The 579-nt window shown below is 69.6% G+C and carries 1 pseudogene; it reads right to left on the reverse strand.

Annotated features, from left to right (window positions below):
- Positions 1–433 (reverse strand): annotated as a pseudogene (locus B3T59_RS22750) (hypothetical protein); the annotation flags it as partial.
- Positions 434–579: the final 146 nt, after the last annotated feature.

Below are 579 nucleotides of genomic sequence, written 5' to 3' on the forward strand. Positions count from 1 at the left end.
CGGCGTCGCCTGGTCGCTCGGGCTTGGGGGTGTGGGCGTTGGGTTCGGGGTCGCGGGGTTCCAGGGCGTCGGGTTCAGCGGCGTCTGGTTCCGGGGCGTCGGGGGCGTCAAGGTGATCAGACTGCGACTCGTCGGCCTGTGTGTCGTGACCGTGTGCCTCCGGGATGCTGCTGCCCGCGACCAGGTCGGCGAAGACGTGGGCGATGTAGGTCGTCAGACCGGTCCCGAGCACCAGCCAGACCGCTTCGCCGTTCTCGACCGCGTGAGCCGACGCCGTCACCAGCGCCGCGAGCACCATGATGTTCCCGTAGACGTACGCCGACAGTCTCGACGCCGCACGTCGAGGCGGAAGCGGATCTCCTCGACGCCTGGTAAGGATTCCGCGCCACTCGGCGCGCGGGGTGCGTCGGGTCGGCCGGGCCTGCGAGGTCATGGCCCGATGCTGTCACGCCGCAGCAACCACGGACGCAAGTAGACGGATGCGGGGCAAAATTCGCGTCAGCGACCTTTCCCCTACTTTCCGCACGGCCAGACACCGCCGCGCCCTCGCGCTGATCAAGCCCCACCCCGCCGATCGAG

Source organism: Gordonia sp. UBA7860, assembly GCF_002500165.1.
Classification (GTDB): Bacteria; Actinomycetota; Actinomycetes; order Mycobacteriales; family Mycobacteriaceae; genus Gordonia; species Gordonia sputi.